Below are 14383 nucleotides of genomic sequence, written 5' to 3' on the forward strand. Positions count from 1 at the left end.
TAATTTTACCACGTTACGTTCAGTGCGGGCCACGCAGCTGCTGCTGTAACGTCAGCAGCTGCGTCACTTCCTCGATCCTGCGGCGCGTCGTGCGGCTCACCTCATGCGGATCCCGTTCATACAGGCTGTTGGCGCCCAGAATATGCTCTGCAAGACAGTGCTCGTAGATCGTGCCGGGAATGTTCCAGCGTTGACGCGTGTCGCCATTTATCAGCTCCAGCACATCTTCAGCGCCATGCCGGTCGTAACTGATGCTCCGCCCGTCGCGCAACCAGAGCCGTAAGCCTTTTTGCCCGCCTTCGGGTCCCGCGTATTTGTTAAGCCAGATATCCACCGGCACGCCGCTGATGCTTCCCTGAAGATGCGCTTCGCCTTCCGCCGTGGTCAGGTCGCCTTTCGCGATATCGCGCCCCAGGCGGTCTTTAACCGTGACGACCTGCAACGTCATCTCATCATTCCCGCCCAGATAGCGCACCGTTTCGCGCAGCATCGCCAGCACGTGCGTACCGATATCCAGAATCACGCCATCAGGGTGGCGAAGCGTACGCGCATCCGGCTCACCCGTGGCAAAGTTAAGCGCGATGGGCTCCCCTGCAGCGTTATATCCGCTCGGCTCCTGCAAAAAACCATCAATTTTGATGATGTCAGAGACATTGCCAACCAGCGACCGCTTCACCGTTTCGATACGCGCCATCCAGTGATCGAGCGCCAGCACGCGGGAGGCGGCGTCGTGGCTCGCCAGCAGCGCGTTGAGTTTTTCTGTCTGGGGAAGCGTGGCAATAATCGGTTTTTCAACCACGATGCGGGAAACCGATGAGGCGAGAGCGTGTTCAAGCACCTCAAGATGGTGCAGCGACGACGTGGTAATAAACAGGGTATCAAGCGGCTGGGAGAGAAGTTCAGACAGCGTGGAGCAGCGCGTTACACCCTCCGGCTGTTTTACAGGCTGGATATCAAAGCCTAAACAGTGAGGGGGAGTATCAAAAAGTTTTCGTATTGCGGGCAGGTAAGCTGTTTCAACGACTGCGCCAAGACCAACAAACCCTAACAGCATGTTCTTACCTCGTTGAGTGAATTGCCGGGGCATAACACCGCCCCGGCAAGATCGAGGTTTAAGAGGCGTTAGCAGCCGGTTTAGTCTGCGCATTTTCCAGCATGCGGCGCACCGGAACAATGAGGACGATCAGTACCGCGGCACAAATCAGCAGCGCGACGGAGCAGCGCGCAAAGAGATCCGGCAGCATATCCAACTGGTCGGCCTTCACGTGGCCGCCAATCAGGCCTGCAGCCAGGTTACCCAGCGCACTGGCGCAGAACCACAGCCCCATCATCTGGCCGCGCATTCTTTCCGGCGCAAGCAGCGTCATGGTCGCCAGACCAATCGGGCTCAGGCACAGCTCGCCAAGGGTTAGCATCAGAATGCTGCCCACCAGCCAGAACGGCGACACGCCCGCCCCACCGTTGCTCAGCACGTTCTGTGCCGCCAGCATCATCAGACCAAAGCCCGCTGCGGCACACAGAATACCAATAACAAACTTGGTGATGCTGCTCGGGCGAATGTTCATGCTCGCGAGCTTCGGCCATGCCCAGCTGAACACCGGGGCCAGCAGGATAATAAACAGGGCGTTGATCGACTGGAACCACACCGCCGGAATTTCAAAATCACCGATCATGCGGTTAGTGTAGTCGTTGGCAAACAGGTTGAACGACGTTGGCTTTTGCTCAAACGCAGACCAGAAGAACGCGGCGGAGACCAGCAGGATAAAGCAGACCAGCAGCCTGGCGCGCTCTTTGCGATTCAGACCCGCGAAAAGGAACAGATAGATAAAGTACAGCGCAACGGACGCTGCAATCACGTAGACCAGCACGCTGGCAACAGCCACCGGGTTAATCACAATCACGCCCTGAGCAATCAGCGTCACGATAACTGCCACGCCGACGGCCAGCGCCAGCAGCCATGCGCCCACGCCGTTGCGCTTCACCACCGGGCTGTTCCAGGTGGAGTCGAGACCGACTTCGCTGTCATAGCGTTTCATTGCCGGAACGGCAAACACGCGGAAGATAATCAGCGCCACCAGCATCCCGATACCGCCGATACCAAAGCCCCAGTGCCAGCCGTGAGTTTTAATCAGCCAGCCGGAAATCAGCGGTGCGATAAACGAGCCCATGTTGATGCCCATATAGAACAGCGAGAAACCGCCGTCACGACGCGCATCGCCTTTTTTATACAGGGTGCCGACCATTACCGAAATACAGGTCTTGAACAGGCCAGAACCGAGCACAATGAACATCAGGCCGATAAAGAACAGGTTGTCGCCCATGATTGCAGAGAGCGCAATCGACAGGTGACCGAGCGCAATCAGGATCGAACCGTACCAGACGGCTCTCTGCTGACCGAGCCAGTTATCGGCCAGCCAGCCACCCGGCAGCGCGGCCAGGTACATGGTACCGGCAAAGATACCGACAATCGCCGAGGCGTTTTCACGCGCCAGCCCCATGCCGCCGTCATAAACGGTCGCAGCCATAAACAGGATCAGTAACGGACGAATGCCGTAAAACGAGAAACGTTCCCACATCTCGGTGAAGAACAGTGAACCGAGTGGATACGGATGGCCGAAGAACGTTCGGCTCTCTTTTGGATTAACAGAGGATTGCATAATTCTCCCGAAAGGTATGTGTCGTGCTTGTAAACACCAGCATGTACGCCGGCCAGTTACGTATCTGACCGATTTTTTACATGCGGCGAAAAGTTAGTTAACCATTTGATAACCAGTCGCTAGTTTTGTCTAGTACCGGACCCAGGACTTTAAGACGAAAATTCGATGATTGTCTACTTTTCTGGATTTAAAGATGGTTGGGAATGAATAGTGATTGACTTCACACAGAGAAAACCGGCGGTATGATTGAGCAAAAAAAACCCGCGATATACGCGGGTTTTCAGGAGAACGGCAAAGATTATTTGCTTTTCTTAATGTGCTTAATCAAACGCTTACGCTTACGCATCTGGTTTGGCGTCAGGGTATTACGCTTGTTGGCGAACGGGTTTTCCCCTTCCTTGAACTGGATACGGATAGGCGTACCCATCACGTCCAGCGATTTGCGGAAGTAGTTCATCAGATAGCGTTTGTAGGAATCCGGCAGGTCTTTCACCTGGTTGCCGTGGATCACCACGATTGGCGGGTTATAACCACCGGCGTGAGCATATTTCAGCTTCACGCGACGACCGCGCACCAGCGGCGGCTGATGGTCTTCCGCAGCCATATTCATGATGCGCGTCAGCATCGCGGTGCTCTGACGACGGGTGGAGCTGTCGTAGGCTTCACGCACGGACTCGAACAGGTTACCCACGCCGCTGCCGTGCAGCGCAGAAATAAAGTGCACGCGCGCAAAGTCGATAAAGCCCAGACGGAAGTCGAGGGTCTCTTTCACCTGCTCGCGCACTTCGTTGCTCAGGCCATCCCACTTGTTGACCACGATCACCAGTGAGCGCCCACTATTCAGAATAAAGCCGAGCAGAGAGAGATCCTGATCGGAGATACCTTCACGCGCGTCGATGACCAGCAGCACCACGTTGGCGTCTTCAATCGCCTGCAGCGTTTTGATAACGGAGAATTTTTCCACCACATCGGTGATTTTCCCGCGCTTACGCACGCCCGCGGTGTCGATGAGGACAAACTCACGTTCATCGCGCTGCATCGGGATGTAGATACTGTCACGTGTGGTGCCCGGCATGTCGTAAACCACGACGCGCTCTTCACCCAGAATACGGTTAGTAAGCGTAGACTTACCTACGTTTGGACGACCGACGATGGCCAGCTTGATCGGCAGGTCCTGCGGGTTGAAGGTGTCTTCAGGCTCTTCTTCGCCCTCTTCACTCTCTTCGAATTGCGCCCAATACTCAGCGTCTTCGTCCACTTCTTCCGGCGGGTTCACTTCGTCAACCCACGGCAGCAGCACGGTTTCCAGCAGGCTGGTGACGCCACGGCCATGCGATGCCGCAATCGGGTAGATTTCACCCAGGCCCAGAGACCAGAAATCCGCGACGGCCTGATCGGCATCGATACCGTCAGTTTTGTTCGCCACCAGGAAAGTCGGCTTTTCGCGTGAACGCAGGTGTTTGGCAATAGCGGAGTCTGCAGGCATCAGGCCAGCGCGCGCATCCACCATAAACAGCACCACGTCTGCTTCTTCAATCGCCAGCAGAGACTGTTCCGCCATGCGGGTTTCAACACCGTCTTCTGTGCCGTCGATACCGCCGGTATCGATACAGATGAACTCGCGTCCTTCCACCTCTGCACGACCGTACTTACGGTCACGCGTCAGCCCCGGGAAATCCGCAACCAGCGCATCACGGGTGCGTGTTAAACGGTTAAAAAGAGTGGATTTTCCAACGTTAGGGCGCCCGACAAGCGCGACCACAGGTACCATGTTTGAAGCCTCATAAAATTCAAATAAACGTCGCTTTTGCGGCGTTTTTAAAAATGTCAAAACGGCTCCTGAGTGAACAGGAGCCGTTTAGTATACTACAACCGCCGGGTAATTAACGCGTGATCGCGTACAGCGTGCCGTCTTTTGCCTGAATCAGCAGTTTACCGTCAGCTACTACCGGATCGGTCAGGAAACCAGAACCATCAACTTTTTGCTGTGCAACAAAGCGACCGTTTTCTGGATCGATCCAGTGCATATACCCTTCGCTGTCACCGACTACCAGGCTGCCGTTGTACAGGGCTGGCGCAGTCAGCAGGCGGTGCAGCAGATCGCTCTGCGTCCACAGCGTTACGCCGCCTTCAGTGCTCAGCGCCAGCAGGCGATCGTTCTGGTCAACCATATAGATGCGGTTACCGTCAACGATGAAGTCATTCACGGAGCCCAGTTCACGTTTCCACATGATCTGGCCGCTGCGCAGATCCAGCGCGGTCAGGTTGCCGTTATACGCCAGCGTATAAACAACACCGTCAACAATGACCGGGGTGGTGTCCACGTCGCTCAGACGGTCGATTTCTGTTGAACCGGTCGCCTGGGAAATACGCTGCTGCCAAATCATCTGGCCCTGCTGCATCAGTACCGCGCTCACACGACCGTTATCACCGCCAACAATCGCAGCACCGAAAGCCGTTGCCGGGGCGGACTCTCCACGCAGAGACAGCGCTGGCATATCCAGGTTAACGGTCCATTTCACCAGGCCGTCCGCTTCGTTCAGCGCCTGCAGCTGGCCGTTGCTGGTATGGATCAGCACCAGACCGTCACTCACCACAGGACGAGACAGAGACTCACCGGCAACGGTCGTTTGCCATGCAACAGAACCGTCACTGGTGTTCAGCGCATAAACCTGCGCTTTTTCGCTTCCCACGTAAACGTGACCGCCAGCGACGGTCAGGCCGCCGGAAAGCAGCGCAGGTTTACGGGAGAACCAACCGTCTTTTTCCGCCAGGTTAACGGACCATACTTCTTTCCCGTCATCGGCGTTCACCGCTTTCACGGTACCTTTGCGGTCAGCGGCATAGACAACGCTGTCCGCATACGCAGGATGCAGGTTGGAGTAGAAATCGCCAATCCCACTGCCCACGGAGACGTCCCACGCGGTGGATGGGGTAAACTGGTTTTCAACCGTTGGCAGCGGGGACATTTTTACAACATCTTCTTCGCCACTGAACAGTGAACAACCACTCAATAACGTAACAGAAAGCAGTCCTGGCAGAAGTAATTTACGCAATTGCATCGGGTCCCTCTCAGACGGACAAATTATTTATTTTCATCTGCATCATTTCGCTCAGCGCAGGTGAAGCTTTGCTATCTACGCCAGCTTGCCACGCTTTACGCGCGCCCGCTTTGTCACCTTTGCTCAGCAGTGCTTCACCGCGCAAATCAGCAACAATGGCAGCAAAACCGTCGCCTTTGATGGTATCGAGCGTTTTCAGCGCGTCATCGACTTTTTTCTGCTGAACCTGGATACGTGCCAGACGCAGGTTGATCACTGCTTTCAGGTTTTCATCGCTTGCAGCAGCAAGACCCTGTGACAGTTGTGCAGCGGCTTTATCCAGTTCGTTTTTATCAACGTACTGCTGAGCCACTTCCAGCGCGGCCAGCGCGCCGTAGGTGTTTTTGTTGTCAGCCGCAAATTTCTCCGCTGCCGTCAGCGTTTGCGGCTGGTCGGCACGAATGGCGCTAACGGTGTTTTCGTAGCTCAAAGACGAACCGCGAGCGGCATCAGCCTGATGGTTGTTCCAGTAGCGCCAGCCTACCAGCGCACCTACACCCAAAATAACCCCAACAACCAATGCTTTGCCGTTTTCAGCAAAGAAGCGTTTAATCGCGTCGACCTGGTCGTGTTCGTTCTCGTACATTTCCACGCAGTCTTTCTCCTTAGCCCAATAGAGTGCGCAAGTGCGCCGCAACGCCGTCCTGCGTTACCGTTGTTTGCTCACCAGAGCGCAGGTCTTTCACTACCACTTCGCCGTTAGCCACTTCGGACTCGCCCAGCACCAGTGCAATACTTGCGCCCCACTTATCGGCACGAGCAAACTGTTTTTTGAAGTTGCCGCCGCCATGGTTGGTCATCAGCTTAACGCCCGGCAGCGCATCGCGCACGCGTTCGGCAAGCTGCATCGCCGCAGACTGCGTATCCGCACCTGAGGCCACCAGGTATATATCGACAACGGAATCTGCTTTAAATTCCGGATTAACTGCCTGAACCAGCAAAACAAGTCGCTCAAGACCCATTGCGAAGCCAACAGCAGGCGCCGCACGGCCACCCAGTTGCTCAACCAGACCATCATAACGGCCGCCCGCACATACGGTGCCCTGCGAACCAAGGCTGGTCGTTACCCACTCAAACACGGTGCGGTTGTAGTAGTCCAGACCGCGCACCAGGCGCTGGTTCACGGTATAGGCAATGCCTGCCGCTTCAAGCAGCTTGCACAGGCCCGAGAAGTGTTCGCGAGATTCTTCATCCAGGTAGTCACCCAGCGCAGGCGCATCGTTCAGCAGTGCCTGAACGTCTGCGTTTTTGGAATCCAGAACGCGCAGCGGGTTGCTGTACATGCGACGTTTGCAGTCTTCGTCCAGCTTCTCTTTATGCTGTTCCAGGAACGCCACCAGCGCATCGCGGTAGTTAGCGCGAGCTTCCAGAGAACCGATAGAGTTCAGCTCAAGGGAAACGTGATCGGCGATACCGAGGGCGCGCCACCAGCGGGCGGTCAGCATAATCAGTTCAGCGTCAATGTCCGGGCCCTGCAGACCAAAGACTTCCACACCCAGCTGATTAAACTGGCGATAACGACCTTTCTGCGGACGTTCGTGGCGGAACATCGGGCCGATATACCACAGGCGCTGCTCCTGATTGTACAGAAGACCATGTTCGATGCCGGCGCGTACGCAGCCCGCCGTACCTTCCGGACGCAGGGTCAGACTGTCGCCGTTGCGGTCCTCAAAGGTATACATCTCTTTTTCAACCACGTCGGTGACTTCACCAATCGCGCGTTTGAATAACGGGGTCTGCTCTACAATCGGCAAACGGATTTCGCTGTAACCGTAGCTGCCGAGCACCTGTTTCAGTGTGCCTTCAATGCGCTGCCAGATGGCGGTTTCGCCAGGCAGATAATCGTTCATGCCGCGGATGGCTTGAATGTTTTTTGCCACGTTTATTCTCTTTCTATATACAAAAAAAACCCAAAGAATGGGTTCAATCATACATGGGAAGCTCGCGGCTTCCCATCACGTTATTTTTCAACCTGCTGAACGTTGATGCGCTGCGTCTCGTCCATCATTGCGGCTTTGGCACGAATGCGCGCTTCGAGCTGGTCGATCATGTCACTATTATCCAGACGATCTTTACGAACGCCATCTTCATAGAGACCACTTTTCTTGTTACCGCCGGTCACGCCCAGTGTTGACACCAGCGCTTCACCCGGACCGTTCACCACGCAGCCGATGATGGAGACGTCCATCGGGGTAATGATGTCTTCCAGGCGCTGCTCCAGCGCATTCACCGTACCAATCACGTCGAACTCCTGACGTGAGCAGGTTGGGCAGGCAATGAAGTTGATCCCACGGGCGCGGATGCGCAGTGATTTCAGTATATCGAAACCGACTTTGATCTCTTCCACCGGATCGGCCGCCAGAGAGACGCGCAGCGTATCGCCGATCCCTTCAGAGAGCAGCAGACCCAGACCGATCGCAGACTTCACAGAACCGCTACGCAGGCCGCCCGCTTCGGTGATCCCGAGGTGCAGAGGCTGGTCAATCTGCTTTGCCAGCAGGCGATAAGACTCTACAGCAAGGAACACGTCGGACGCTTTCACGCTAACTTTGAACTGATCGAAGTTAAGACGATCGAGATGATCGACGTGACGCATGGCGGATTCCAGCAGCGCCTGCGGCGTTGGCTCACCGTATTTTTCCTGCAGGTCTTTTTCCAGGGAACCGGCATTCACACCGATACGGATAGGAATATTTTTATCGCGGGCGCAGTCCACTACCATGCGGATACGCTCTTCGTTACCGATGTTACCTGGGTTAATACGCAGGCAGTCGACGCCATATTCAGCGACTTTCAGTGCAATGCGGTAGTCGAAGTGAATATCAGCCACCAGCGGAACGCTGACCTGCTGCTTGATGAGTTTGAACGCTTCGGCGGCATCCATCGTCGGGACGGAGACGCGAACAATGTCCGCGCCTACACGTTCTAATGCTTTGATCTGATTGACCGTTGCTTCCACGTCCGTGGTGCGCGTATTGGTCATCGACTGGACGGCGATGGGTGCCCCGTCCCCGATTGGCACATTCCCAACGTAAATCCGTTTCGATTTTCTACGTTGAATCGGAGCCTGGTTATGCATGAAAAATCTCCCGCGTTGCCCGTCTGTTACTGTGCTGCTGATTGTTCGGCATTAACGGTAAGACGCGCAACCTGGTTAGTTCTGATAAAGCGGCTCAGGTCGACAGGTTTTCCTTGATACTGGATCTGTACCGCTGCCGGAGCGCCGATTTTAAGTTTGTAAGGTGCCTGACCCGTTAGGTTTAACGTGCCATCTTTACGCTGCAGACCGCTAAACAGCTTTTTGCCTGTGGCGTCAGTCACTTCCAGCCAGCAATCCGCGGTGAAATTCATCACCAGCGCGTTAGGATCGACCGCTGGTGTCGCAGTGGCTGCCGGGTCGGTAGGCAGTGGTGCCGCAGCAGTATTATCCGCTGGCGCCGTCGCCGCAGGGGCGGTATCCACATTGGCCTGTGAAGGAGAAACAACCGCGTTCTGATCCTGCGCCTGCGTGGCTGGTGCGGCGTCAGGCGTGGTGGCCGGAGCCTGAGCGGCATCGGTCGCTGCTGTTTGCGGCTCGCTGGACGGTGCCGTGCTGTCCGTGTTCAACGGCACGCTCTGTGCGTTGTCATTACCGGATTGATTAAGCTCGGCAGAAGACTGATCGGCCATCGTGGTGATCTCTTCCTGCTGCGCCTTGTGGTTTTGCCACCACCATGCGCCCGTCAGGCCAATCACCACAAACAGCACCAGCCAGGTAAAGCTCATCAGCCAGCCATCACGTTTTTTACGGCGTTTGCCCAGAGAGAAGGTCTGCATCGGCGCAACTTTTGCTGCACGGACCGGTGCCTGCTTCTCCATCATTGGCAGTAATTCTTCTTCGGGGATATGCACCAGTTTTGCGTAAGAGCGGATATAACCGCGCAAAAATGTTGAAGCCAGATCGGCAGGCGCCTTATCTTCTTCAATATCGCGAACCGTGGAAACCTTCAGGCACAAGCGTTCTGCAACGGCTTGCTGGCTGAGTCCGAGTTGTTCACGGGCGTTGCGAAGACGAACGCCAGTGGAGAGTGCTTCATTTTGGTCGTGAGTGGCTTCAGTATTCATTCGCTACAACTACTGGTACGTGAAAAATAAGGGTTCAGGTGCCGGTGAGTCACAATGCCACCCGCACCGCGAAACTTCTGGTCAGTTAACCTTGAACAGACAGTATAAGACTGTCAGCCGGTAGATGACAGTGCAGCTCTGCCCGCCTGGCTAAACTGTTGTTACGTCGTTACATACTGCCCGAAAGTCATATGAAACGCACCGTAATTATTAATCAAACATCACGAATCTGACTGATTATTCAGTAAGATTATGCTTCACGGCGCAGATCATGCGCCGTGACTGCATAATAATCAAACAGCTTTGACCGCGATTGTCTCACCCTGCATGCGTTTACGCAGCGTACGTTTGGTACGGTCAATGACATCACCCGCCAGCTGTCCGCATGCGGCATCGATATCATCACCACGCGTTTTACGCACGATGGTGGTGAATCCGTACTCCATCAGCACTTTCGAGAAACGATCGATACGGCTGTTCGAGCTACGGCCATAAGGCGCGCCCGGGAACGGGTTCCATGGGATCAGGTTGATCTTGCACGGCGTATCTTTCAGCAATTCTGCCAGCTCATGTGCATGCTCGGTACCGTCGTTGACGTGATCAAGCATCACATACTCGATGGTGACGCGGCCCTGGTTGGCATTGGATTTCTCCAGGTAGCGGCGAACGCCAGCCAGGAAGGTTTCGATATTGTACTTTTTGTTGATCGGCACAATTTCGTCACGGATCGCATCGTTTGGCGCGTGCAGGGAGATCGCCAGCGCAACGTCAATCATATCGCCCAGCTTGTCCAGTGCAGGCACAACGCCTGAAGTAGACAGCGTAACGCGGCGCTTGGACAGACCAAAACCGAAGTCGTCGAGCATGATTTCCATCGCCGGAACCACGTTGGTCAGGTTCAGCAGCGGCTCACCCATCCCCATCATCACCACGTTGGTGATTGGGCGGGTACCGGTCACTTTCGCTGCACCCACGATTTTTGCCGCACGCCACACCTGGCCGATAATTTCAGACACGCGCAGGTTACGGTTAAAGCCTTGCTGCGCGGTAGAGCAGAATTTGCACTCCAGCGCACATCCTACCTGAGAAGAGACGCACAGCGTGGCGCGGTCATCTTCCGGAATATAGACAGTCTCAACGCGCTGATCGCCGACGGCAATCGCCCATTTGATGGTGCCATCAGACGAGCGCTGCTCTTCCACCACTTCCGGTGCGCGGATTTCAGCCACTTCTTTGAGCTTGTTGCGCAGGACCTTGTTGATGTCTGTCATGTCATCAAAGTTGTCGCTGCAGTAGTGGTACATCCATTTCATCACCTGGTCGGCACGAAACGGTTTCTCACCCATATCTTTGAAGAACTCGCGCATCTGCTGACGGTTCAGATCCAGCAGGTTGATTTTTCCATTTTTATTTGGAACCGCAGGAATGGCGACTTCGGAGGTATTCACTAATTCAGACATAATTTTATCCGGCCTCGTTGTTACACGTTATGGCCCATGGAGGGTTGAAAAGAAACGCCCCGGAAAGCAGTCTGCTCGTCCGGGGCGTTGCATTGTACAAAGTCTGACGCAGGGATGCCACGTTTGCACGCGGCATTTACGAAAATATTAACGAGTGCGAGCGCACACTTCGCCTTCTGCGAAGAAGAATGCGATTTCACGCGCGGCAGATTCAACGGAATCAGAACCGTGGGTGCCGTTCTCGGTGAAGCTGTCTGCATAATCAGCGCGCAGCGTACCCGCCAGCGCGTTGTCCGGGTTGGTTGCACCCAGCAGATCGCGGTGACGCTGAACTGCGTTTTCGCCTTCCAGTACGGATACCACGATTGGGCCGGAGGTCATGAACTCTACCAGGCCGTCAAAGAATGGGCGACCTTCGTGCTCAGCGTAGAAACCGCGAGCCTGTTCAACGGTCAGGTGCAGCATTTTGGTGCCAACGATCTTAAACCCTGCTGATTCAAAGCGAGCGAAGATGCTGCCAATAACGTTTTTTGCCACCGCGTTTGGCTTGATGATGGAAAAAGTACGTTCAATAGCCATGATAACCTCTGTCAATGTTCTGTTGTTTTGCATACCTGAGTATGGTGTGGCGCGGATTATAATGAGCAATAGCGCCATTGCCTATGGATTCAGGTAACATTTTTTTAAAATAAGACGAGTTTTAGCAACAGCTCACATCTGAAAGCTGTTTTCAGATCACTGCAACGTAAAATTCACCGTCGCGACCTGCCCGGTCTCATCCATAACGAGTAACTGATATTCGCCCGATTTATCAAGCTGTAATGTGTAAACTCTTCCCTTCACACTCAGCGGTTCACCGTTCAAAAACCACCAGCGTTCACCGCTGTTGCCGGTCGCCTGAAGCGGCAGCGAAACGCGGGACTCGCCCGGCAGACGTTTAATGACGGCCCCTTCGCGCACGCCTGTCAGGATGAGTGGCGCTGGTGCGTCCTGCGACAGCGGAGGACAGATTGTTGATGAAGGAGGGACCCGTACCGCGCGACGCTCGGTTGCTGGCAGCCACGGCTCCAGCGGCAGCGGCCAGACATCCAGGACTTTTTCAGTTGCATCAGGGCAATCTGCCGCTACACGTTTACCCGTTTTATCCAGCCAGACCGGGAAGCGAATGCCGCGTATGCCTTCCTGTTCGGGCAGGAGCAGCGTGGGCGGTTCACTCCCTTCCAGCAGCCAGGTCGACAGACGGCGTCGGCAGTTTTCACTGCCTTCTGGCAGCGACTGACCGCCCGGCCAGCAGATCACCCCGCGCCCCACGCTTGTCGGGCGAGGGTCACGCGGCAGACGGGCTTCGTCTACCGTTGAGCGTGACTGAAGCAGGTTATTCACCTGGTTTAATAGCGGAACCGCGCTGGCAAAACCAAACTGCCCCGCCACCGGCGTACCGTCCGGCCGTCCGGTCCAGATGCCAATCACGTAACGGGCATTCAGACCGATAGCCCAGGCATCACGGTAGCCGTAGCTGGTGCCGGTTTTCCACGCCAGCGGCGCGATTTGCGGTAACGCATTATCCGGCAGCGGCTGTGCCTCATTCGCCAGAATACGGCGAATGATCCACGCCGAACCTTGTGACAATAGCGGACGTTCAGTCAGCGGATCGCCAGGCTGTAACCGCAGCCTTCCCGCTTTACCGTGTCGGGCAAAGGCGCTGTAGGCCGCGGCGATATCGGCCAGCCGCGCGCCTGCACCGCCGAGGATCAGGGAGAGATTCGGCTGCGCCCCCGCGGGCAGGATCAGCGGCAACCCCGCGTTACTGAGCATCCCGGCAAAACGTTTTGGTCCGTAGGCTTCCAGCACCTGTACCGCGGGCAGGTTGAGGGAGCGCACCAGCGCTTCACTCATGCTGACCGGTCCGTGAAACCCACTGTCAAAATTCCCTGGCCGATAATCACCGGTTTTTCTGGGAACGTCCTGGAGCAGAGAGGCGGGATGGATCAGGCCATCGTCCAGCGCCATACCGTAGATAAAGGGCTTTAACACCGATCCCGGGGATCGGATCGCATTGACCATATCCACATGGCTGAAACGACTGTCATCGTTAATATCCACCGATCCGACCCAGCCGCGCACCTTCATATCCGTATGATCCACGACGATCATCGCCAGCGAGCTTCGCGCAGGAAGTCGGGACTTCCAGTTCATCGCCAGCTCTTCCAGCTGCCGCTGTAGTCCGGCATCCAGCGTGGTGACAATTTTAGTGTCGCGGCTTTTACCGAGCATCATGCGTGCAAAGAGCGGTGCCAGCTGCGGCATCTGTCGGGGCGCCAGCCATACCGATTCTTCCCGCGATTCCTTGACCTGCTTCGCAGACCAGACGCCCTGCGTGACCATACGGTCGAGCACTTTATTTCGCGCCGCTTCAGCCCGTTCAGGCCAGCGGTCCGGACGTAATCGACTCGGTGCCTGCGGCAGCACCGCCAGCAGCGCCGCTTCGGAATAGCTGAGCTGCGATGGTGGTTTTCCCAGATAGGTCCAGCTTGCAGCCCCTACGCCCTGCAGCGTACCGCCAAAGGGGGCGCGGTTGAGATAGAGCGTGAGAATGTCGCGCTTAGAAAGATGCCACTCCAGCTGCATCGCCCGCCAGAGCTGACGAATTTTACCGCCAAAGGTGCGCGGATGCGGATCCAGCAGGCGTGCTACCTGCATGGTGAGCGTACTGCCGCCAGAGACGACTTTGCCAGAACTGAGATCCTGCCAGGCGGCACGCAGGACAGAGAGCGGGTTTACGCCAGGATGATCCCAGAACCAGCGATCTTCGTACTGGATCAGCGCCTCAAGATAACGGGGAGAGACCTCTTCAATCGTAACCGGGTAGCGCCAGATCCCGTCGCTGTCCGCAAAGCGCCACAGCGGCGTGCCCTTCTCATCCACCACCACCCGGGCGGGGTTAACCTCTTTCAGAGGCAACGGCCACAGGCGGTCGGCGGCGATAATCAGCCCCCATAAAACGAGAAGCGCTCCCGCCAGCCAAAGCCAGCGGGAGCGTGTCAGACGAGCTATCTGCATA

Annotated in this window: 11 protein-coding genes; all 11 read right to left on the bottom strand. The window is 55.9% G+C overall.

Features of this window, described 5'->3' with window-relative positions; translation table 11 throughout:
* Positions 1-19: 19 nt before the first annotated feature.
* Entirely contained in the window at positions 20-1054 is a 1035-nt protein-coding gene (locus ACTJJA_RS14730; RefSeq protein WP_440668536.1) for a Gfo/Idh/MocA family oxidoreductase, read from the bottom strand.
* 58 nt (positions 1055-1112) lie between these two features.
* A complete protein-coding gene (locus ACTJJA_RS14735) occupies positions 1113-2657 on the bottom strand; it encodes a peptide MFS transporter (RefSeq protein ID WP_089597813.1) in 1545 nt (514 codons plus the stop codon).
* 298 nt (positions 2658-2955) lie between these two features.
* Positions 2956-4428, bottom strand: coding sequence for a ribosome biogenesis GTPase Der (gene der / locus ACTJJA_RS14740; RefSeq protein WP_108416722.1), 1473 nt, complete (start codon positions 4426-4428; stop codon positions 2956-2958).
* A gap of 112 nt (positions 4429-4540) precedes the next feature.
* Positions 4541-5719: an outer membrane protein assembly factor BamB gene (gene bamB / locus ACTJJA_RS14745; RefSeq protein ID WP_010433943.1), complete on the bottom strand. Its 1179-nt coding sequence runs from the start codon at positions 5717-5719 to the stop codon at positions 4541-4543.
* A 10-nt stretch (positions 5720-5729) separates the two neighbouring features.
* The gene (locus ACTJJA_RS14750; RefSeq protein WP_042718337.1) at positions 5730-6350 is read right to left on the bottom strand and encodes a YfgM family protein; all 621 of its coding nucleotides are present in this window, start codon (positions 6348-6350) and stop codon (positions 5730-5732) included.
* Positions 6351-6363: 13 nt separating this feature from the next.
* A complete protein-coding gene (hisS, locus tag ACTJJA_RS14755; protein ID WP_440668537.1) occupies positions 6364-7638 on the bottom strand; it encodes a histidine--tRNA ligase in 1275 nt (424 codons plus the stop codon).
* Between the two features lie 80 nt (positions 7639-7718).
* A complete protein-coding gene (gene ispG / locus ACTJJA_RS14760; protein WP_008502138.1) occupies positions 7719-8837 on the bottom strand; it encodes a flavodoxin-dependent (E)-4-hydroxy-3-methylbut-2-enyl-diphosphate synthase in 1119 nt (372 codons plus the stop codon).
* 26 nt (positions 8838-8863) lie between these two features.
* Positions 8864-9862 carry a cytoskeleton protein RodZ gene (rodZ, locus tag ACTJJA_RS14765; RefSeq protein WP_440668538.1) on the bottom strand — a complete coding sequence of 333 codons (999 nt, stop codon included), beginning with the start codon at positions 9860-9862 and terminating at the stop codon, positions 8864-8866.
* A 293-nt stretch (positions 9863-10155) separates the two neighbouring features.
* On the bottom strand, positions 10156-11322 hold the full coding sequence (locus ACTJJA_RS14770; protein ID WP_089597809.1) for a bifunctional tRNA (adenosine(37)-C2)-methyltransferase TrmG/ribosomal RNA large subunit methyltransferase RlmN: 1167 nt from the start codon (positions 11320-11322) through the stop codon (positions 10156-10158).
* A gap of 147 nt (positions 11323-11469) precedes the next feature.
* On the bottom strand, positions 11470-11901 hold the full coding sequence (ndk, locus tag ACTJJA_RS14775) for a nucleoside-diphosphate kinase (protein ID WP_010433958.1): 432 nt from the start codon (positions 11899-11901) through the stop codon (positions 11470-11472).
* Positions 11902-12057: 156 nt separating this feature from the next.
* Positions 12058-14382 (bottom strand): peptidoglycan glycosyltransferase PbpC, encoded by a 2325-nt coding sequence (gene pbpC / locus ACTJJA_RS14780; RefSeq protein ID WP_440668539.1) that lies wholly within the window; start codon positions 14380-14382, stop codon positions 12058-12060.
* Position 14383: the final 1 nt, after the last annotated feature.

Origin of the sequence: Enterobacter sp. 22452 (genome assembly GCF_052045065.1) — a bacterium.
GTDB lineage: Bacteria > Pseudomonadota > Gammaproteobacteria > Enterobacterales > Enterobacteriaceae > Enterobacter > Enterobacter mori.

Bases quoted from the DNA above. Each gene is read 5' to 3' on its own strand.
- pbpC (WP_440668539.1), bottom strand. From the start codon at position 14,382: ATGCAGATAGCTCGTCTGACACGCTCCCGCTGGCTTTGGCTGGCGGGA.
- bamB (WP_010433943.1), bottom strand. From the start codon at position 5,719: ATGCAATTGCGTAAATTACTTCTGCCAGGACTGCTTTCTGTTACGTTA.
- ACTJJA_RS14735 (WP_089597813.1), bottom strand. From the start codon at position 2,657: ATGCAATCCTCTGTTAATCCAAAAGAGAGCCGAACGTTCTTCGGCCAT.
- ACTJJA_RS14730 (WP_440668536.1), bottom strand. From the start codon at position 1,054: ATGCTGTTAGGGTTTGTTGGTCTTGGCGCAGTCGTTGAAACAGCTTAC.
- ACTJJA_RS14770 (WP_089597809.1), bottom strand. From the start codon at position 11,322: ATGTCTGAATTAGTGAATACCTCCGAAGTCGCCATTCCTGCGGTTCCA.
- rodZ (WP_440668538.1), bottom strand. From the start codon at position 9,862: ATGAATACTGAAGCCACTCACGACCAAAATGAAGCACTCTCCACTGGC.
- ndk (WP_010433958.1), bottom strand. From the start codon at position 11,901: ATGGCTATTGAACGTACTTTTTCCATCATCAAGCCAAACGCGGTGGCA.
- der (WP_108416722.1), bottom strand. From the start codon at position 4,428: ATGGTACCTGTGGTCGCGCTTGTCGGGCGCCCTAACGTTGGAAAATCC.
- ispG (WP_008502138.1), bottom strand. From the start codon at position 8,837: ATGCATAACCAGGCTCCGATTCAACGTAGAAAATCGAAACGGATTTAC.